This is a genomic window from Gordonia jacobaea, from assembly GCF_001186365.1.
Classification (GTDB): Bacteria; Actinomycetota; Actinomycetes; order Mycobacteriales; family Mycobacteriaceae; genus Gordonia; species Gordonia jacobaea.
In genome coordinates, this window is sequence record NZ_LDTZ01000013.1 from 1 (window position 1) to 18,595 (window position 18,595).

General features: G+C 61.2%; 19 protein-coding genes and 1 tRNA gene. 11 read left to right on the forward strand and 9 right to left on the reverse strand.

Going from position 1 to position 18,595, the window contains the following annotated elements; translation table 11 throughout:
- The first annotated feature begins 645 nt into the window (after positions 1–645).
- Positions 646–1,581, forward strand: a complete 936-nt coding sequence (locus ABW18_RS00065; RefSeq protein ID WP_152929959.1) for a hypothetical protein — start codon at positions 646–648, stop codon at positions 1,579–1,581.
- On the opposite strand, the gene ABW18_RS00070 is transcribed toward ABW18_RS00065, so the two are convergent.
- On the reverse strand, positions 1,569–1,835 hold the full coding sequence (locus tag ABW18_RS00070) for a hypothetical protein (RefSeq protein ID WP_053117307.1): 267 nt from the start codon (positions 1,833–1,835) through the stop codon (positions 1,569–1,571). The genes ABW18_RS00065 and ABW18_RS00070 overlap by 13 nt on opposite strands.
- A gap of 702 nt (positions 1,836–2,537) precedes the next feature.
- Between ABW18_RS00070 and ABW18_RS23445 the strand changes: the two genes are divergently transcribed.
- The 7 genes from ABW18_RS23445 to ABW18_RS22645 all read left to right on the forward strand — a co-directional run bounded on the left by ABW18_RS23445 (position 2,538) and on the right by ABW18_RS22645 (position 6,952).
- On the forward strand, positions 2,538–2,684 hold the full coding sequence (locus ABW18_RS23445; RefSeq protein ID WP_387316181.1) for a helix-turn-helix domain-containing protein: 147 nt from the start codon (positions 2,538–2,540) through the stop codon (positions 2,682–2,684).
- A gap of 900 nt (positions 2,685–3,584) precedes the next feature.
- Entirely contained in the window at positions 3,585–3,869 is a 285-nt protein-coding gene (locus ABW18_RS00080; protein WP_152929960.1) for a hypothetical protein, read from the forward strand.
- Positions 3,866–4,378, forward strand: a complete 513-nt coding sequence (locus ABW18_RS22640) for a hypothetical protein (RefSeq protein WP_152929961.1) — start codon at positions 3,866–3,868, stop codon at positions 4,376–4,378. The genes ABW18_RS00080 and ABW18_RS22640 overlap by 4 nt, the downstream gene beginning before the upstream one ends.
- 73 nt (positions 4,379–4,451) lie before the next feature.
- On the forward strand, positions 4,452–5,183 hold the full coding sequence (locus tag ABW18_RS00090; RefSeq protein WP_152929962.1) for a hypothetical protein: 732 nt from the start codon (positions 4,452–4,454) through the stop codon (positions 5,181–5,183).
- Positions 5,180–5,431: a hypothetical protein gene (locus tag ABW18_RS00095; RefSeq protein WP_049697026.1), complete on the forward strand. Its 252-nt coding sequence runs from the start codon at positions 5,180–5,182 to the stop codon at positions 5,429–5,431. Before ABW18_RS00090 ends, ABW18_RS00095 begins: the two co-directional genes overlap by 4 nt.
- Entirely contained in the window at positions 5,428–5,751 is a 324-nt protein-coding gene (locus ABW18_RS23450; RefSeq protein ID WP_152929963.1) for an HNH endonuclease, read from the forward strand. Before ABW18_RS00095 ends, ABW18_RS23450 begins: the two co-directional genes overlap by 4 nt.
- Positions 5,752–6,505: 754 nt before the next feature.
- Complete coding sequence (locus ABW18_RS22645; protein WP_152929964.1) at positions 6,506–6,952, forward strand: hypothetical protein; 447 nt, start codon at positions 6,506–6,508, stop codon at positions 6,950–6,952.
- 92 nt (positions 6,953–7,044) lie between these two features.
- Here ABW18_RS22645 and ABW18_RS22650 read toward each other — a convergent pair whose 3' ends face one another.
- The 7 genes from ABW18_RS22650 to ABW18_RS00120 all read right to left on the reverse strand — a co-directional run bounded on the left by ABW18_RS22650 (position 7,045) and on the right by ABW18_RS00120 (position 10,043).
- Positions 7,045–7,821 (reverse strand): hypothetical protein, encoded by a 777-nt coding sequence (locus ABW18_RS22650; protein ID WP_152929965.1) that lies wholly within the window; start codon positions 7,819–7,821, stop codon positions 7,045–7,047.
- Positions 7,822–7,828: 7 nt separating this feature from the next.
- Complete coding sequence (locus tag ABW18_RS00105; protein ID WP_152929966.1) at positions 7,829–8,599, reverse strand: hypothetical protein; 771 nt, start codon at positions 8,597–8,599, stop codon at positions 7,829–7,831.
- Positions 8,600–9,194: 595 nt separating this feature from the next.
- Positions 9,195–9,482, reverse strand: a complete 288-nt coding sequence (locus tag ABW18_RS00110; protein WP_049697029.1) for a hypothetical protein — start codon at positions 9,480–9,482, stop codon at positions 9,195–9,197.
- Positions 9,479–9,682 (reverse strand): hypothetical protein, encoded by a 204-nt coding sequence (locus ABW18_RS00115; protein WP_049697030.1) that lies wholly within the window; start codon positions 9,680–9,682, stop codon positions 9,479–9,481. The genes ABW18_RS00110 and ABW18_RS00115 overlap by 4 nt, the downstream gene beginning before the upstream one ends.
- Complete coding sequence (locus tag ABW18_RS22865; RefSeq protein WP_160318034.1) at positions 9,679–9,822, reverse strand: hypothetical protein; 144 nt, start codon at positions 9,820–9,822, stop codon at positions 9,679–9,681. Before ABW18_RS22865 ends, ABW18_RS00115 begins: the two co-directional genes overlap by 4 nt.
- Positions 9,819–9,941, reverse strand: a complete 123-nt coding sequence (locus tag ABW18_RS23345) for a hypothetical protein (protein WP_268760637.1) — start codon at positions 9,939–9,941, stop codon at positions 9,819–9,821. The genes ABW18_RS22865 and ABW18_RS23345 overlap by 4 nt, the downstream gene beginning before the upstream one ends.
- A gap of 25 nt (positions 9,942–9,966) precedes the next feature.
- A tRNA-Arg gene (locus tag ABW18_RS00120) sits at positions 9,967–10,043 on the reverse strand.
- A gap of 302 nt (positions 10,044–10,345) precedes the next feature.
- Between ABW18_RS00120 and ssb the strand changes: the two genes are divergently transcribed.
- The gene (ssb, locus tag ABW18_RS00125; RefSeq protein ID WP_049697031.1) at positions 10,346–10,786 is read left to right on the forward strand and encodes a single-stranded DNA-binding protein; all 441 of its coding nucleotides are present in this window, start codon (positions 10,346–10,348) and stop codon (positions 10,784–10,786) included.
- 55 nt (positions 10,787–10,841) lie between these two features.
- Here ssb and ABW18_RS00130 read toward each other — a convergent pair whose 3' ends face one another.
- Positions 10,842–11,699 (reverse strand): formylglycine-generating enzyme family protein, encoded by an 858-nt coding sequence (locus ABW18_RS00130; RefSeq protein WP_235434274.1) that lies wholly within the window; start codon positions 11,697–11,699, stop codon positions 10,842–10,844.
- A gap of 297 nt (positions 11,700–11,996) precedes the next feature.
- Here ABW18_RS00130 and ettA point away from each other — a divergent pair, with 297 nt between their 5' ends.
- Both ettA and ABW18_RS00140 read left to right on the forward strand, forming a co-directional pair.
- Positions 11,997–13,673: an energy-dependent translational throttle protein EttA gene (gene ettA / locus ABW18_RS00135; RefSeq protein WP_268760638.1), complete on the forward strand. Its 1,677-nt coding sequence runs from the start codon at positions 11,997–11,999 to the stop codon at positions 13,671–13,673.
- A gap of 66 nt (positions 13,674–13,739) precedes the next feature.
- Entirely contained in the window at positions 13,740–18,551 is a 4,812-nt protein-coding gene (locus tag ABW18_RS00140; protein WP_049697442.1) for an NAD-glutamate dehydrogenase, read from the forward strand.
- Positions 18,552–18,595: the final 44 nt, after the last annotated feature.

An 18,595-nucleotide genomic window follows, 5' to 3' on the forward strand; every position in this document is an offset into this window, starting at 1 on the left:
AAACTTAAGCGTGGTGGCCGAACAACGCGCCGATGGACTTCACGACGTTGTAGCTCGCGTCGTCATTGATAGCGGTTTCGATAGTCAGGCGGTTGCGGAGGACGAAGCCGCCGCATGGCGGATGGAGCTAGATTGTTCCCGCATCACCGTGGAAGGGCTGCTGGTGGAATGAGCAAATTCGCGTGGCACAAACAGATGACTGCCGTCGTTAAACGGGTTCAGGTGCCCGGTAAGGCACGACCAGGACTCGCACTATCCGACCTCGTAGTGCTGTCGTGGATCTTTGACCACACCGACAGCGATGGGGCTGGCGCTATCGCACCGATTGAGCGAGTCGCCGCCGACACGAATCTTAGTCGTAGCACGGTTGAAGACGCCTTGAAGACGCTGCGGGCAACTGGGATGGCATCGCAAACCCGTAAAGGTGGGCGCAGCTGGGATGGTTCAACGTTCGCGTCTGTGTATCGGCTAGGTGATCTTAGCGACGTGGTGCTTGCGGCTCCGTTGGTTGACGACTCGACTAGTTCAAACCCCGGAGATGGGGTGACTCAAACCCCGGAGTCTACTCACTCAAACCCCGGAGATGCGGGGGCAAACATATCCTATATAACAAATCCTACTAAACAAAATACTCTAACTAAATATATGAGCGATGATCATTGTGTGGCAAAAGAACCTTCGCAGGCTCCGGTCCAAACAGATTCTATCCGAGATTACCTATTGGAGAACACGAGTGGCTTGGGCGAATCTGAAGAAACTTCTTCGGGGTCAAATTCGAGTTTTGAGGATGATGCATTGTCTAAGCGCGACGAGGTTGCTTTCGAATCCACTGTGGTCGCGCCGAAGTTGTCTTGTTTAAAAGACAGCGGCAGTGACAAGGAAGGGAAGGGTTTGTCGAATAAGCCCGCTGAATTGTCCCGTGTGAGCTTTGATGCCTGGGCCTTACTGGGAGCCGCAGATGATGTGTTTATCGCGGCAGCGACCGATCTAGGGGTCAATGCGGGCGTCTTGTGTGGAAAGGCTCAAACAGAGTTTGGTGATGGGGAATATCGGACGGTCGTGGACTGGTCGCGTGTCGTGGCACAGTTCCTTACAACTTCCATCGGATCTGACGACGCAGTGCAGGCTGAGTTGCCAACCACCGTCCCGGACATGACCGACGTTCTGCGCAGTGCCGATGACGACACGCTGCTGACGTTGGACGAGTTCTACAAGGGTTGGCGTATCGGCGTCATCGCTGAGTTTCTAGACGCCCGTGACCTTGTAGCCGGTGACGCTACTGAGTATTGGGACTATCAACGAGCAATGCGTGCTGAACTGCTGTACTCGGGAGAGGTGCTGTCTGAGAGGGCGTGGTTCACCCTGTTCGCGTCGCGTGTCTGGGCATCTGACGGTGATCGTGGGGAGTCGGATCGGGCGGAGGGGTTGAGCCGTTTACGGGCCGTCCAATTGGATATGGGCTTGATTCCGAAACATGGGCGTCGACTCCGAGAGTTGCAGACGGCTACGGCGGTGGCGTTGGGCGATGTGCCGGAGGAATCAGACGACTCGTCGGGGCAGAGGGCTGGCTATTCGATGTAGCCGGTGTCGGGGTCGATCATGGCGAGGAAGTCTCGTATCGAGTCCTCGTGCTGTTGGAGCGTCAGAACAAGGGTTGGCGCGTCGGGGTTGCCGACAGTGTGTGTTCGGCTGCTGCTGAACCCGTAGCCCTCGTTTCGTCCTGTGAGCCAGACGTAGTGGTAGCCGCCGTCAGGGCGAGCAGTGATGGTGAATGTTTCGCCGTCAACGGTGAGGGTTGTCGGCAGTGCGGGTGGCTGTTGGTCATCGTTGCCCATGCTTTGAACTGTTGCATCTGTCGGGAGCGGCTGGCAACGGGCTTTAGGTACCTCGTGGTGGTCACGCTGTCACGGGCCGGGGCTGCTGCGCTTGTGTCTGAGCCCTTTTGATGAACATGGATGATCCGGGTGCCCAATTGAGGCGCTAACGTCGCGGATCTGTGAATTCTAGTTTCCCTGCCTTTGGAAGCTAAAGGTTGCTTAGCGTCGATCTGAGCGTCATTAATCGCTAGCGCGTGGGATGCCGACGACGTAAACGAGTCGGGCTTAACGTCGATTGTTAGGCCCGACTCCATAGCTTCACGCCAGATCGTGCGATAGCGAATGATGCTGTTCCGGGATCGGAGACCCACTAGGCCCATCTCCGCGAACTCGCTTACCGTCAAAAGTGTTGACTTCTGAGCACTTTTGCTTGGCCGTCCACCGCCAGTGTCATAGGTAAACGCCCAAATTATTGCGGCCCGCTCCCACTCGCCAGCCGTCACTAACCGACCAATCGACGTCAACTCTGACACGGCCCGCATCAATAGACTTGGGAACAGTTGCTAATCCTTAAGATTTGTGGGGTCGCCCTCTGCTAATCGAGGTCGTCAACAGACGGTTACTAAGATGATAAATGACACCCTAACGAAAGACTTAGAAAGTCTTAGCTGATCCGAAAAAATGTTTGGAGCCAATATCATGCCCGAGAACGACGAATGGATGACCGCCCGCCAAGTCGCCACCGAACTCAATGTCGCCTACAACACGGTGCTGCGTTGGATCAAACGCGGCGACCTCGTAGGCGAAAGGATCGGCCCACGCGTGTATCGAATCCGTCGATCCTCGCTAAACGCATTGGCACGTTAACAGGTCAACGAAACATTCTTAGTCTTCCCGGATCTGCAAATGGGAGTATAAGCGGAATCGGGAGGAAACCCCAGGGTTGAGCGCGCCTAACCACACCGCAGGGCTGCGCTCCTCTGGGGTTTTACACTTCGGTAGGAGGCTTATGAGGGTTTGCAGCGAATCAGGTTGTGAACGGCAAGCCACGAGGCGCTACCTCTGCCAACCGCATTACCGACGCCGTCTGAAATCTAACGACCTCCCGCCCAAGATGCCTAACCGCTTCATCGTTGAGGCTACGCAGCTTTATGACGAGCTAAAGGCGATCCAAGACGCGAAGGTTGAAGAGTTTGCTATCGGGTATGCCAAGGAAAGGCGTCTGTACTTCTCTGAGGTTGAGCCTGCTATTCGACTGGCAGATTGCCTTAAGGCCGTCGCTGACGAGTATCGGCAACGAGCCTTAGCTCTCTAACTGTCTGATTGCCCCGCTAAGCGAGTTTCGCACCTAACCCTATGTAGCTAGACCCTAACGCCCTATTTGGAGCGCACAATGCAAATGAACGACATTAAAGGGAATCCCATTGCAAGCCTACACATCGGTTACATACCTCACCTCCAAGAAGAACGCTTAGCGATTCAGCAAGGCGACTCCGTAATTGGAGTGCCCTTAGATTCCATCTATAAGGTGGCCGACACACTCGTTATGGTTGCCGAACTGTTGGAACGACGCGCAGACCCTACCAGACCACATGCCTAAACTGTTAAGGAACACACCTATGCCCGCAATAGCATTAAGCATAGACTTTGCGGTAAGCGCCAGCAGATCACAAACCCCACCCGTACACGTTAGCGTTCACCAATTCGGCAACGAAACACGCCTCACCCTAAGCCAAGCATCCTCGCTCGTAAGCCTGCCGGTAGAAGATGCCAAACGGCTGGTCGATGCAATCGTTAGGGCCGTTGATCGTGGCTAAATTGCAAGCTAACGCAAAAATTCAAGTTAGGCACAACAGGCTTAATAAGCGATACGTCGCGGAGATCATCGACTATCGCAAATCGTTAACGTTTGGATTTGAACCTTTGGAGGCCATAGAGGTAGCCGAGCAACTTATGGTGATTGCTGCCAACTATGAACAGCGGACTGTCATCGAAGCCGTCGACCGGATCTTTGACCAGATCGACAGTCAAAGCAGCGAGCTTGCCCGGTGACCACCACTACTCCCACGTTGGCTACCGTGGAACGACTTTCCGCCCGACTTGGGGTGTCACTTAATCCTGGAACAACGGATTATGCACGGGCAGAAGAGGCTTTGTGGTCGGCTTCTGCCCGTGCCCGGTCCATTGCGGAACGTGAATCACCTGATGATGCTTGGTCTGATGTAACGAAAGTCCCGGACGCAGTAGTTGACGTGGTGCTCAGTGCAGCATTGCGTATCTACCGCAACCCGGACCGTTACCTCATGAATCAGGCAGGCACCTATCAGGCCGCATTGTCGTCGTCGGACTTCGCGACCGGAAGCATATTCCTAAGCGGAGAAATAGTCGAGCTAAAGAAACATGCACGGCTTAATGTGGCAATCGTTAACACTTACCGCGACGACGACAAGCGTAACCCGCGATTCGATCTGAACGCTTACGTGTCAGACGGGATTGATCACGAGGGCGGCGACCCGTTCTATGTGGGCCTAGAGTTCACAGACCCTTTAACATACGGCTAAGCCCGCTACACAAGCGGCAATTAACGCCCATAAACGAGCATGGCTTGCTCAAACCAACCTAAAGGAAACCCTCATGGCTTTTGACACGACCTACTATCTTGCTGAACGACGAGCTATCGAAGAGATGACACCACACCTAGCGGCACTCGGACTCCTCAGCGACGACGAACAAGCGCAGGTGAAGGAACGGCTTGCGGCAACTCACCTCGCGGAGAAGACCTCCCGCGAACTCGATCACGACGCCCGACGCGTCGCTCAACAGATCGCCGCCGAACTCCCCGACAATCTGACCGCCGAACACATCCGGGACGCTGCGCTACGAGTACCTGACCAGACCGCTGTTGACCGCATCGTCGCGCACGTCTGGGTTAAGGCGCTCGATGAGGCTGCGGCTGTGGCATTCGCTCACAAAGCGGATCTCGCGGCGACGCTGAACCGAGAACTAGAGCAGATCGTGGCGGACTTCGCGAAACTGTCACCCAAGCTAGGTGGAGTTCACACCGCCGACGAGGCGATCAACGCGAACAAGGTTGGAGAGTGGCGTCGCGCTATTGAACTGGACGAACGCTACAGGTGGTTGCGTTCGGTCACCGATTCCGCGCAGATTCGGGGCTTGCTGCCTGAGCCGTCACCCTCCGATTCGGGGCCGTGGTGGCGATTCCGAATCCCCGACACCGACGAGACTGTGGCGTTGGCTGACGGAACGCGGGTCGGCAACCTTGCCGCCGAATTGGCCCGCCAACCCTACGTCCCGGCAACCACGGCAGAGGCACAAGCCACCGCCGACGCCTGGGAGCACGCGTGAGTTACCTGCGCAATGACGATTCGCTAACCGCAGTCATCGAGGCAGTCGATACCGACGCCACCCGTACCGGCGCGTTCATCGACAACGAAGTACACGCGTACGGCGGTGGGAAGCCTGAAATGTTTGGGTTTGGCGCCACCCAAGCCGAACGAGATGCGCAAGCGGCTACGGAGATTGTCGACCGGGTGCTCAGTGGTGGCACGGCACAACGCTGGGAAGGCCACTATCGCGACGGCGCGTGGACATGACCGCGAGCAAACAGCGCCCACGTGGACGCACCCACCAGCTCGCGAAACTGCACGCAATCCTGGAACGCCGACTGCGGGAACAAGGCCACATCATCTGCCACCTGTGCGGGCGACCCGTCAACGTCGCTCTAACAGACAGGGACGAATCATTGGAATGGGACCACCTGGTACCCGTGTCGGTCGACCCAGTACGCGCGGAATCGATCACGAACCTTGCGCCTGCGCACCGTCGCTGCAACCGCGAACGAGGCGATATGCCGCTAAACGAGTGGTGGAAACGCACAGCGACAGGCAGACCTGCGAGCAGGCGATGGCTTTAACGGTCGCGAACGCTGACAGCAAAAGGTGTGTTAACTGCCGTGTCACCAAGCCAGTCACCGAGTTTTCACAGGACCAAAGGCGCCGCGACAACCTCAAAGCTCAGTGCCGGACCTGTGACCGGGCACGCCTCCGCGCCGCATATGAGCAGCAGCACCCACATTGTCGACCCTACAGGCCGCAAAGAGGCGGACTGTGCGACGTGGAAGGCTGCCAAGATCGGCACAAGGCGCGCGGATTCTGCCGCAAACACTATCTACGGGTGCTTAAGCATGGCTCACCCGAGCCAACTACACCCCTTTAACGCAGCACATGCGTTCGAGTTTGGTGGACGTTCAGAGTTTCCGTGACACGACGAGAAACTTTGCGCGAAAAAGTTTACGAAACTGGGGGGGGGGTTAGGCGCTCCTTAAGCCCTTAAGGGGGCTTAGAGAGAGAAATCGCGCTGGGGCGGCAGGTGTCGACCATCTGTTCGAACAGGGGGTACCCCCCACCCTTAGCAACGTTTTAGGCTTGTGACCTGCATGTTTGTCGGGCGAAGTGGTGGTTCGGGTCGGCGGGCTTGGGCTTAGAAGTGTGAGGTGACGGATTTGGGTCGTCTAAACGAATGACAAGGGCTAAGGCTAAGTCGGTTAAGCGGTCGGGTGCAGGTGTTCGGGGGGTGTCCGCTTAGGTGAACGTTAACTAGAGGGGTTGAGTGTGTTAGGTGCTGTGACGCATGTCGGATTAACCGGGCCAGCCGTGAGTGTTCCGAGTATGGGGATGGTGAAGCGTATTCGGCGGGCACGTAAGGCTGCTGGTGGTGCGTATGCTGATGCGCTTGTGCAGGAGTACCTGATTAATCCGTGGCTTAACCGTGTGGGTGTCGGGGTTTCTGCTGTCGATGTGGATGCTTGGGTTCGCGTGTTTGAGGCAGTCGGCTATTCGCACAATGGGGTTGTGGATGAGAAGCAACGTCCTCGCGAAGCGTTAACTTTGTTTCGGGGTGCTCGTGATGAGGATTGTTACGGGTTGTCGTGGACCGATTCGCTTGAGTTTGCTGAATGGTTTGCTGAGCGTGCCGATGATGGTCGGGTGTGGTCGGTCGTGGTTCCGTCAGATCGTTTGTTGGCGTGGATTGGTGGGCAGTTTGGTGACAGTCAGGTTGCGGGTGGCGAGTTTGTTGCTGATGTGCGTGGTTTGTCTGTTGAGGTGGTGCGGTAGGTGTGTGGCGTGTTAGCTGCCCCCTTGGTCTTCGGGCTGAGGGGGCGCTTTCGTCGTATGAGCATGGGTCGGCACAGTTGAAGTGCGCAGTGTCAGTCACTTCCGTCGTTGTGCTGGGAGAACTGCGCTACGTCTTCAGGGAAGGCTGATTTGACATTGTTATCGATGGAGATTGAGACGGTGTCGCGCTGGCCCGGTCGAGATGCCAATGCGGCATGGAACTGCTGAAGCGATGCAGCGTTGAGCGGCGGTGTCGAGATTTGCTCGGGTTCGTAGTTGTTGAATCGACGCCAGCGCCGTCCGTGGCGGTCTGAATACTCGTAGAGCACAGAGACCGGGGGAAGTGAATCAAGGCCTAGGTTCGGCACCGGCACTACCCATCCTGAAGTGACAAAATCCCCAGGTCCGAGAAGCTCGAATCGTGCTTCTGCGGCGTCTTTGAAATAGTCTCGGATCGTTTGCTGGCATCCGTAGGGGCCGTGTGCGACGCCGAGGATTTGAATGTCACTGAAAGCATCGCTAGTGCTTGCGTTCCGGAGGACAATTCGAGTTGTGGCGTAGTTGTCGCCAGGCCCATGCGCGTATGCGCTGCCTCCGCGTCGTGTCACAACCAGTAGACGCGCGGGCGCAATCTCGTCGTCTTCTCTGTTTCGGACAGCCCGCCGATAGGTGAGGACAGCAACGGCAACGCCTCCTACTGCGATAAGGCTGAAGAGTGCGCTTAGCCATGCTGGTGCGCTGCCCATGTCGATGCGGGTGTGGAAGCGGCGGGTGGCGGCGCTTGTGAGGAGCACTACGACGACCAGGAGCACAGCCGCGCTAAGGCTCACTGCGACGGCTTGTGTGCTGGTGGTTGGTCTGTGACGCATGGCGGGATTATGCCTGCTGCGTCTCATCGCGCTCTGGTGGTGGGTACATGCGTGCCCACTTGGCGACCGTCTGGTGTAGCCGGTTCGGGCATTTGGCATTTCGAATGTGGCTGCGCGGGATATTCGCCTGTGCCTCATACAGTGCGATTGCGCACTCGGTCATGTTGACCGCTGCTGCGAGGCAGTCCGCAGTCATTGACATGATGTTGCGTTCGTCGCCCAGATAGTCGCGAATCCACTTCATGCCGTGTCCTGCGCTTGATCCGAGGTTGTAGGCGACCTTCATGCCGTGCGTGAGGTCGCGTTCGCGGATCTCACCGTTGTCGTGTGGTGGCACGTTGGCTCTAATCCAATCGGCTGCGTCGGCAACGATGACTCGATATTGGATTCCTTTTAGCCCCGCAACCCCGTTCAGATATTTCCGCCGTTCCTCGAACTCTTCCTTGTGGCTTATAAAGCCGCTGTAGTCGGCGTTGCTGAGCCGATTGCTGCCTGTGTGGATGGTCGTGTCGAGAAGCCCAACAAAGTAGCTTTGCTGGAGGAGTTCGTACTTTGAGAGTGCGAGGCATCGTGCGCGCCGTTCGTCTCGTTCGGTGGGTGACAGCATCCAGATTGTCTGCGCAGCGGATTCAAGGGCAGAACGGCACAAAGTCAAGGTTGCAACGGTGTGGAGGTTGTGCGAGTCGCGTCGGTTAAGGGTGGTCTCGCTAGCGACTGAGAGCGCATCGGTTGCCGCCATTGCCGGATAGAGCGCGGTGCTGCTGACAAGGTTCTTCATGTTGAGTTCAGGTGCGAATCCGTCGTCATCGGCGTGCAGGCTGCTGCCGACTGCTGCGCGTGACTGCGCTAGGCCCCACGGCTGGAGTTGGAGTCCGCGTTTAGCGCGGGAGTCGATTCGCCTCGATACGTCGGTGATTCCCGCTCGCGATTCTTGCTGGGGTGTGACTGGTGGGCGCTTTGCCTTCATGTGTGCAGATGATGCCGCACGTGACTGACACAACCGTCTTGTTTACTGCGCGGGCCACCCTGCGGGCGGACTGGTGCCGGTGTCGATCCCTCACACCGTCGACCCACGAATCCATAGCCGCATATCGCATCTGCGCAACGCCGAATCGCCACCTGACCCTGAGGGTAGGCGGGACCGCTATTGCACCTGCTCGCGATTCGCGACGTCGTGGGAGGTGGCCCTAGAGCACGGCTAGGGACAGGGCTACGTGCTGACCGCTGGTTTACGTCGGGCTGGTCGATGACGACGGGCACACTCGGTGAATGGTCGATGTGCTCGTGCCCTTAGCGGAGTCGAACCGCTATCAAGACCGTCAGGGCTGCCCTGTTCGGGGCTGAGAACGATGCAGGCGCAGTGGAATTGCGCGCTACCGGGTGACTGTGGGTGTCGGCTCTAGATCGGTCCACACGTCTCGTGCGTTGATCAACGCGACGATCAGGGCATCCAACTGTGAGCGGTCCCGAATCTCGTCAATGTTCGACGGGTTGCTGATGATGACGACGGGGCCGTCGACATGATCGGTGACCGGGTGGACAGCGGTTGACACGGTCACGGTGAGGTCGTAGTCGGGGCCGTTGGCGATGTGCTCGGACCACTCGTGGATCTGGTAGCCGTCGCGTTCAGGTTCGTGCACGTGTAGCGGGGTGAGGGTCATGCGCTGCGCCTCATGTGTGCGAGAGCATCGGCAAGTGCTGTCCGGTAGCCGCCGTCGTAAGCGGGATCGTCATCGGGATCTGGGGTCGATCTGAGCATCCTTGGCACGAGGATTGACAGCATGGGACCGGGGAGGCTGGCGAGGTCGTTGGAGGCTTTTGTGTAGCCGCGAAGCCATAGGTCGGCGCGTGCTGTGGTCATTGCTCGCACCCGTCAGTTCCGGGGGTGTCGGCGTGTCGGCGGGTGCCTACATAGTCGTTGGCATCCCATCCGTCGTAGACGGTTTCGAGGGTGTCGGAGATGTGGCGGTTGAGGTAGCCGTGTTCGGTGCTGTGTTTCACGAGGCGTACCAGCCGATGGCGAGGCAGATGCGCATTGCGGTGAGCGGGACGAGGTAGACGAGGGCTGCACAGACAATCACAGCGGCGTAATAGCGGGGCAACGGAAGACTCCTGTTCACGAAAACTGTTGTCGTGAACGGTCTTTGGTCCCCCCGGCAGGACTCGAACCTGCGACCTCGGAATTAGAAGTTCCTTGCTCTATCCATCTGAGCTACGGAGGGTGGTGCTACACAAAATGCAACACATTTGTGTGTCTTCGCAGTTCAGGCCGGATACTCAAGGGATTAGAAGGCCCTTGCTCTATCCACCTGAGCTACGGAGGCGAAACCGACACGGAGAGTGTACGGCAGGGGGCCGGGTGTCTTGACGGCGCCCGTATCCACAGGCGGAGTCCTGTCCACAGCTTGGTCTCGCGCCCGCTGTCGGGGGCGTGTTCTGCGGAATGCTCACGGGCAGCCATCTCAGCCCGAGTTGCGAACTCGGTGTCTGCACTCCGATGGCACCTCACGGCAGGAGCGGAGCAATGTACGAAACCTATTCGACGATCGTGGGGCGAGTGATCTCCGACCCCCGGCGCAACCGCATGGCAAACGGCGATGAGGTGATCTCGTTCCGCATGGCCAGCAACACGCGTCGACGGGATCGCGCAACGGGGGAGTGGGTCGACGGGAACAGTCTGTTCCTGACCGTCTCATGCTGGCGGCGGCTGGTGGCGGGCGTCGCGTCTGCGATCGAGAAGGGTCGGCCCGTGATCGTGCACGGGGCGATACACACGAACACCTACACGACGAGCGACGGCGAATCCCGCACGGAGTTGGAGATGATCGCCGACTCCGTCGGCCTCGATCTCGCACGCTGCGTCGTCGAGTATCGCGGTCGTGCCGATTCCCCGGCGCCCCGGCCCGCGGATGCACAAGCGGCAGGCGTCGACTCCACAGGCGACGCCACAGGCGCTGCGGCGTGACCGACCTCCCGCCACGGTGAACGCCGGAGGGGTGCGTTCACCGTGGCGGGACCCGTCATGCGGCGATAACGTCTGCGGCGCAACGGAATCCGAGGTGCGACGTGGCCGAGTCGTCGGATTGCGGAGAGCGGGCGGCGGGTCGGTAGCGTCGGCAGTACTGCGGTGAGCACAGGTGCGAACCGCCCTTCGTGACACGCGTGACCTGTGGAGATGTGGTGGGCGCCAAGAGGTCCGGCCGACCGTCGGGGGAGACGGTCGCAAGATCGGGCGGGACGTGGCGCGGAGCGAAGACGTCCGACGTGCGTTCCCACACGTTGCCGATCATGTCGAGAAGTCCGAAACCGTTGGGCGGATAACTCCCGATCCTCGACGTTCCGCTCCAGCCGTCGCTCGCGTAGGGGAAGTCGCCGATCCACGTGTTGGCGAGAATCTCACCCTCGGGATGCAACTCGTCGCCCCACGCGTACTCGTGTCCGTCGAGTCCGCCACGCGCGGCGTACTCCCACTCGGCCTCGGTGGGGAGCCGACGTCCGGCCCACGCGGCGTAGGCCACAGCGTCGGCGTAGGCGATCTGGGTGACGGGGTGGTCGCCGTGCCCGACGAGGTCGGTCGCCGGCCCGAGCGGGTGACGCCACGACGCTCCCGGCTGCCATCGCCACCACGCTCGCCAGTCGGTGAGGTCGACCGGACCCGCTGTCGGGGTGAAGACGAGGGCACCCGGAACGAGCATCGTCGGGTCGGCGCCGGGGAAATCGGCAGGGTCGATCTCGCGTTCGGCAACGGTCACATACCCGGTGGCGCTGACGAACGCCGCGAACTGCGCATTGGTCACCGGATGCCGTTCGATCGCGAAAGCGCGGATGCGTCGCTGATGTGCGGGACGTTCCTCGGGGTAGAAGCGATCCGAACCCATACAGAAGACGCCGCCGGTGAGCTCGACGAGCTCGGTCAGCGGCGCGGAGGCGGTCACACTCTCGATGGTGCCAGTGATCGCGTTCGCACGTCTGCAAGGACCGCGGCGCCAGGTCTGCGGGCGGGCGGCGCCGACTCGATCGCGGCCATGTGGGAGAGTGTCGCGCCACGTCGATAGAGTGGTACGCGACGTTGCGCCGAGAGCCTGCCGTGTCGCCGGAGTGCGACACCCCGCATGCACTCTCCGGTATCGGAGCTCGAGCGCAGGTGACCACAAAACCGCAGGTGAGGACATTACGTGGCTGGCGAGTTTATTTACACGATGAAGAAGGTGCGCAAGGCGCACGGTGACAAGGTCATTCTCGACGACGTCACCATGTCCTTCTACCCGGGCGCCAAGATCGGCGTCGTCGGACCCAACGGTGCCGGTAAGTCGTCGATCCTCAAGATCATGGCGGGGATCGACCAGCCGTCCAACGGCGAGGCTTTCCTCGACCCGGAGGCCACCGTCGGCATTCTGCTGCAGGAGCCGCCCCTCAACGAGGAGAAGACGGTCAAGCAGAACGTCGAGGAGGGGATGGGCGAGATCAAGCAGAAGCTCGACCGCTTCAACGAGATCGCCGAGCTGCTCGCCACCGACTACTCCGACGAACTCATGGAGGAGATGGGCAAGCTCCAAGAGGACCTCGACAACGCCGACGCCTGGGATCTCGACTCGCAGATCGACCAGGCCATGGACGCACTGCGCTGCCCTCCCGGCGATTCACCGGTCACCCACCTGTCCGGTGGTGAGCGCCGCCGCGTCGCGTTGTGCAAGCTGCTGCTGTCCAAGCCCGACCTGCTGCTGCTCGACGAGCCGACCAACCACCTCGACGCCGAGAGCGTGCTGTGGCTCGAGCAGTTCCTGGCGTCGTACCCCGGCGCAGTCCTCGCGGTGACACACGACCGCTACTTCCTCGACCACGTGGCCGAATGGATCTGCGAGGTCGACCGCGGCAAGCTGCACCCGTACGAGGGCAACTACTCCACTTACCTGGAGAAGAAGGCCGAGCGCCTCGAGGTCCAGGGCAAGAAGGACCAGAAGCTGCAGAAGCGCCTCAAGGAAGAGCTCGCCTGGGTCCGTTCGGGTGCCAAGGCCCGTCAGACGAAGAACAAGGCACGCCTCTCGCGGTACGAGGAGATGGCGGCGGAGGCCGAGAAGACGCGCAAGCTCGATTTCGAGGAGATCCAGATCCCGACGCCACCGCGTCTGGGTGATGTGGTGGTCGAGGTCGCCAACCTCGACAAGGGCTTCGACGGTCGCGTGCTGATCAAGGATCTGTCATTCACGTTGCCGCGCAACGGAATCGTCGGTGTCATCGGACCCAACGGTGTCGGTAAGACGACGCTGTTCAAGACCATCGTCGGACTCGAGGAGCCCGACTCGGGTTCGGTCAAGGTCGGCGACACGGTCAAGCTCAGCTACGTCGACCAGAATCGCACCAACATCGACCCCAAGAAGAACGTGTGGGAGGTCGTCTCCGACGGCAACGACTACATCGAGGTCGGCCAGAACGAGATGCCCTCGCGTGCCTACGTCAGCGCATTCGGGTTCAAGGGTCCCGACCAGCAGAAGCGGGCCGAGGTGCTCTCCGGTGGTGAGCGTAACCGTCTCAACCTGGCGCTGACCCTCAAAGAGGGCGGCAACCTGATCCTGCTCGACGAGCCGACCAACGACCTCGACGTCGAAACCCTCGGCTCGCTCGAGAACGCTCTGGAGTCGTTCCCCGGCTGTGCCGTGGTGATCAGCCACGACCGGTGGTTCCTCGACCGGACCTGTACCCACATTCTGGCGTGGGAGGGCAATGTCGAAGAGGGACAATGGTTCTGGTTCGAAGGCAACTTCGAGGCGTATGAGGCGAACAAGGTCGACCGGCTCGGACCCGACGCCGCGCGTCCGCACCGGGTTACTCACCGGAAACTCACTCGCGACTGAATCGCGTCACTACCATCGCGGTAGGGCTCGAATCGGAGATCATCTCCCAATCTCCTTGAAGTGAAGGTGAGTGCGTTGTCTCAAGAGAGTGCTCTGTTGCCTGCGGCGGTCAGCTGCTATCTCAACGCGAGCAACCCTCCGGGCGACGCGCACCACCCGACGACGGGTTCGGGAGGTGGTCTCACCGACGCGACCGACCTCGACGCGATCGACGACGCCGATCTGAACCGCGTTCGTCGACACGTCGGGTTGGCGTCGACGCGATCAGCCGGGCAGTGCCTGGTCGACGTGAGCTCGGGACCGTCGGGAACCGAGATCGTCGTCGTCAACGACGACATGCCACTGCTGGTCGAAGCGGTGCTGACGGTTGTCGAGGCGCACGGACTGACCGTGAGCCGCATCGACCACCCGGTGATGGCGGTGGCGCGCGACGAGGCAGGCACGCTCAGCGACATCGGCGCCGGACCAGACCGCACAACCGAGTCGTGGATCTACGTGGTCGCGATGTCGGCGAAGGGTGAAGTCGACACCGAGGCCTTGCGTACCGAACTCGTCGACGTCATCGCCCGTGTGGCCGACGTCGACCGCGACGCGGTGGATATGCGCGGCCGCCTGTCGACATGCGGTGCCGATTGCGCCGTCGCCCCGACCACCGCGGAGTCGGGTATCGCCGCGGTCGACCGCTACGAGTATTCGCGCCTACTCGACTGGTTCGCGGGTAACCACTTCGTGCCACTCGGTTACCGCAGGGTGGGCGTCGACGGCGCGGTCTCCGACGGGCGGGGTCTGTGGCGAGGCGACTCACTCCTCGACCTCACCGGGGCGCGCGACTTCGGAGTGCTCACGCAGCGGCCGCTGCTGCCGCGGGTCTCGCGGGTTTATCTCGAAACGGGCGTGCAGCGTTCGAACTATCCGATCCTGATCCAGATTCCCGAATTCGACGCCGCCGGAACGCATGTGGGCGAACATCGCTTCCTCGGCACCTTCACGTCCTCGGGCCTGCACCAGACGATCCTCGACGTGCCCGTACTGCGTGGCAAAGTGCACGAGGTGATCCGCCGGGCAGGCGTCGACGAGGATTCGTTCGCCGGTCAGTCGATGATCGAACTGCTGCAGAACTATCCGCTCGTGGAGATGTTCGCGTCGTCGGATGCCGAGTTGAGCCGACGGATCGCCGAGATGCTCGACGCCGTCGCCACGCGAACCCTGCGCGCGTTCGTCCGCGTGAATCCGCAGGGCAGTACCGCGACCGCGCTCATCTATCTACCTCGCGACAGATACAACACGCAGAACCGGTTGGCGCTGCAGAACGTCGTCTCAGAGCAACTGCAAGGCACGGCGCTCGAGTACTCGGCTCGGGTCAGCGAGATGCCCCTCGCGCAACTACAGGTGATGGTCCGCGTCGACGAATCGGATGCTGCACGACGCGGGTCCTTCGACATCGGAACTCCCGAACAGAGCGCCATCCAGCACGAACTCGCACGGGCCATTCGGACGTGGGACGAGCGGTTTCGGGAGGCGGCAGGCGGACTCGACGCGTCGTCGGCCCGACTTCCCATCGGCGGCGTGGACGCCGTGCTGCGACTACTTCCTGCGCTGCCCGACGACTACAAGGACCAGCGCGAACCGTCGGACGCCGTCGCCGACCTCATCCGAGTCGCCGATCTCGACGTCGGGGGAATCGCCGTCACGCTGGGGCAGACCGCCACCGAGCCCGGGGCACCGTGGAAGTTCACGTTGTATCTGTGCGGCGTCGCAGCCACATTGACCGACGTGCTGCCGGTGCTTCACAGCCTCGGCCTCGATGTCGTCGACGAGCATCCGTACCGTCTGGTGCGGCCGGACGGGCAGGTCTGCCACGTCTACGAATTCAGTGTCGCGTTGGCCGATGGGATGTCGTTGGATCTCGACTCGGCCGACGACCTCGACGACCGGTTCACCGACGCGTTCGTCCAGATCTGGCGGCAGCGTGCGGAGGTCGACGCCTACAACGAACTCATCATCAGGTGTGGTCTCGAGTGGCGCTCCGCGGCGATGCTCCGCGCGTATGGCCGGTACCTACGCCAGTGTGGCTTCTCCTACAGCAACACTCTGGTTGCGCACACGCTCGGCGAGTATCGCGATGTCACGCGGGGACTGGTGGCGTTGTTCGAGGCGTCGTTCGACCCCGATCACGCCGACGAACAGCGCCGTGACCGCGCGGCAGCCGCGCTCAGCGACGACATCGGCAAGGTTCTCGGACTCGAAGCCGACCGCATCGTTTCGGCGTTCTCGGCCGTCATCGGAGCGACGTCGCGCACGAATTTCTACGTCCGCGACGACGACGGCGACCGACCGGTGATGTCGTTCAAGTTGCGACCCAGAGAGATTCCGCAAACTCCCGAACCGCGGCCACTGCACGAGATCTTCGTGTACTCGCCGCGTGTCGAAGGGGTCCACCTGCGTTTCGGTGCCGTTGCCCGCGGCGGGCTGCGGTGGTCGGATCGACGCGAGGACTTCCGCACCGAGATCCTGGGTCTGGTCAAGGCTCAGGCCGTCAAGAACGCGGTGATCGTTCCCGTCGGCGCCAAGGGCGGTTTCGTGGTGAAGCGGCCGCCGGCGCCGACAGGCGACACCGCAGCAGACCGAGATGCCACGCGCGCGGAAGGCATTGCGCGGTACCGCGACTTCATCTCCGGCCTGCTCGACGTCACAGACAATCTCGACCGACACACCGGTGCTGTCATCCCCGCGAAGTCGGTGGTCCGCAGAGACGGCGACGACACCTACCTCGTCGTCGCTGCCGACAAGGGCACGGCCACCTTCTCCGATATCGCCAATGATGTTGCAGCCCAGTACGATTTCTGGCTCGGGGATGCGTTCGCCTCGGGTGGCTCGGCCGGCTACGACCACAAGGCGATGGGCATCACCGCGCGAGGCGCGTGGGAATCGGTCAAGCGTCATTTCCGGGAGATGGGCGTCGACACACAGTCGCAGGACTTCACCGTCGCGGGTATCGGCGACATGAGCGGCGACGTGTTCGGCAACGGCATGCTGTTGTCGCAGCACATTCGTCTCGTCGCGGCGTTCGATCACCGGCACGTGTTCGTCGATCCGAATCCGGACGCCGCGTCGTCGTATACCGAACGCGCACGGCTCTTCTCGTTGCCGCGCTCGTCTTGGGCCGACTACGACACCGCGCTGATCAGTGAGGGTGGCGGCGTCTGGTCGAGGGAGACCAAGTCGATCCCGATCAGCGAACAGATGCGCACGGCACTCGGACTCGAGGTGGGCGTCGATGCGTTGTCGCCACCGGAACTGATACACGCGATCCTGCTCGCACCGGTCGACCTGCTGTGGAACGGCGGCATCGGCACGTACATCAAGTCGTCCTCCGAATCCGACGCGCAGGTGGGGGACAAGGCAAACGACGCGATCCGCGTCGACGGAGATCAGTTGCGCGCCAAGGTCGTCGGCGAAGGCGGCAACCTCGGCGTGACCGAACGCGGTCGGATCGAGTTCGACCTCGCAGGTGGACGCATCAACACCGACGCGATGGACAACTCGGCGGGCGTCGATTGTTCCGACCACGAGGTCAACATCAAGATCCTGCTCGACTCTGCGGTCTCGACCGGGCAACTCGTGGCTGCCGACCGTGATCCACTGCTCGAGTCGATGACCGACGAGGTCGGCGATCTGGTGCTGGCCGACAACGTGTCACAGAACTCCGAGCTCGGTTTCTGTCGCGCCTACTCGCTCGATCGCGTCGATGTGCACGCACGCCTGCTCCACGAGATCGCCTCGCACGGAGTCGATTTGACTCTGGAGGCATTGCCGACACCGCAGCAGTTGATCAAACGCCTGCATTCGGACGTACACCGCGGGCTCACCTCGCCGGAACTCGCGACGCTGATGTCGCACGTGAAGCTGATCGCCAAGGACGACCTCCTGGGAGGTGACCTGCCCGAGAACGATGTGTTCGAGGGTCTGCTCGCCGAGTACTTCCCGCTTCCGCTGCGCGAACGATTCGCGGACGGGATACGCGCGCACCGACTGCATCGCGAGATCGTCACCACCGTCCTCGTCAACGAGGTCGTCGACCGGGCGGGCATCACGCACCTGTTCCGGCTAGGAGAATCGACGGGCTCGACAACCGAGGAGGCCGTGCGGGCCTACGTGGTGGCCGACAGGGTCTTCGGTCTGTCGGACCTCTTCGCGCGCATCCTGCATGCCGACGCTCCGGTGGAGGCCATCGACGAGATGATGCTCTACGAGCGGCGGCTGCTGTTCCGGGCGTCGAGATGGCTGCTGGCGTTTCGTCCGCAGCCGCTCGCCATGGCGGCGGAGATCACCCGTTACACCGAGCAGGTGGCTGAGCTCACCGCACTGATCGACAGTTGGTTCGGTGCGCAGTCGGCCGCCGACGTCGAGCGGCGCGTCGAGCACTACCGCGCGCTCGGTGTGGAGACCGACCTCGCCCACGACGTCGCGATCAGCCTCCACCGGTTCTGCCTGCTCGACATCGTCGACGCCGCGGAGATCGCCGACCGCGATCCCGTCGAGGTCGGCGAACTGTACTTCGCGATCATGGAGCACTTCGGACTCGAGGAACTGCTCACCGCGGTCTCCACCCTCGAATACGGTGACCGCTGGCATGCGTTGGCGCGCTTGGCTCTTCGCGACGACATGCACGGCGCGCTGCGCGCCCTCACGCTGACGATCCTGCAGAGCAGCGAACCCGACGAGAGCGCGGCGGAGAAGATCTCCGAGTGGGAGTCGTCGCATTCGTCGCGGCTGTCGCGGGTCCGCACGATGCTCGCCGACATCGAGCAGGGTCCCGAACTCGACCTCGCGACGCTGTCGGTTGCCGCGCGGCAGTTGCGCAGCCTCATCAGGTGACGAACCTCTTCAGTTGACGACCATCGGCCCTCTTCACGGGGAGG